This window comes from Streptomyces sp. NPDC031274, assembly GCF_055570235.1.
This window is the reverse complement of sequence record NZ_JBVIHP010000364.1, coordinates 1-1165: the sequence shown is the minus strand read 5'-3', so window position 1 is coordinate 1165 and position 1165 is coordinate 1. Positions and strand designations below refer to the sequence as shown.

Here is a 1165-nt window from a genome sequence, read left to right as displayed (position 1 = left end):
GCTCGAGCGGCGGCAGCCGAGTGCGACCAGTTCGGCGTCGCCGGGTTCGCGTGCGGCGTCGCTCGCGCCCGCGGGCAGGGCGTCGGTGAGGTCGAGGGTGGGGGCGCCCGCGACCCGCGCCGCGGCGAGTACCTGGGGGGCCCGCTCGCGCAGCACCCGTACGCCGAGTGAGGTGAGGGTGTGCGAGTGCAGCCCTTGCGGCACGGTCGGGCGTTCCCACCAGGAGACGGCCTCGGCGATGGACCACTGGGGAGGCTTCGGCGCCCGTTCGATGACCAGGACGCGATAGCCGATGCCGGACAGTGCCAGGGCGCCGGCGAGCCCGGCGACACTGCCACCGACGATCACTGCCGACGGCACGTCAGCGCCGCCGTCCGTGGACGAAGAAGACCCGCCGCACGTCGTTCACCTCGCGCGACGGCACCGGGTCGGGCCAGCGCCCGAAGTCCGCGCCCTGCTCCCCGGGCTGGGGCGCCCGCACGGTGAATCCATAGCGGTCGAAGAGGGCCTCCGGCTGGTCCGTGCCGAACAGCCAAGGGCAGCCCCAGCCATCGAACACATCGAGCAGGCCCTGCATCTGAGGCAGGGTCAGGGCCGCGGCGTTGACGATGTCGGCGGCGATCCGGCTGCCGGGCGCGGAGATCGCGGCGACGCGTTCGAGGATGCGGTGGGTGTCCGGCTCGGGGATGTAGTAGAGCAGCCCTTCGAGCAGCCAGGTGGAGGGGACGGTGGGGTCGTACCCCGCGGCCTGCAGGTCGTCCTCCCAGGAGGGGGAGGTGAGGTCGACGGCGACCTTGCGGTGGTCCGTGCGCGGCTCGACGTCGGGGAGCCGCTCCTCCTTGTACGCGAGGACGGCGGGACGGTCGACCTCGAACCAGCGCACGCGGGCCGGCCAGTCGAGCCGGTAGGCGCGCGAGTCCATGCCGGCCGGGGCGAGCACGATCTGGGTGGTCTCCGGGTCGGCCGCCGCCTCCTGCAGGTAGTCGTCGAAGAACCTGGTGCGGATGGCGTTGTAGTCGGGGGTGCTCGGCAGCGTCCGCTCGAGGCCGGGCGGGAAGGTGGCCGCACGGACCTCCGCGAGCAGTTCGGGGCCTATGTCCCCGGCGAGCGCCGCGGCGTACGGGTCCTCGTACAACCGGTCGGGGCGCTGGGTCTCGGCGGCACG

General features: G+C 73.6%; 2 protein-coding genes. Both read right to left on the bottom strand.

All coding sequences use genetic code 11. The annotated features are described in order from the left end of the window. Positions 1-360: FAD-dependent oxidoreductase (locus ACZ5CR_RS46405; RefSeq protein ID WP_468870083.1), on the bottom strand; the 360-nt coding region annotated here is incomplete at its 3' end. A 1-nt stretch (position 361) separates the two neighbouring features. Then, positions 362-1165: class I SAM-dependent methyltransferase (locus ACZ5CR_RS46400; RefSeq protein WP_468870082.1), on the bottom strand; the 804-nt coding region annotated here is incomplete at its 5' end.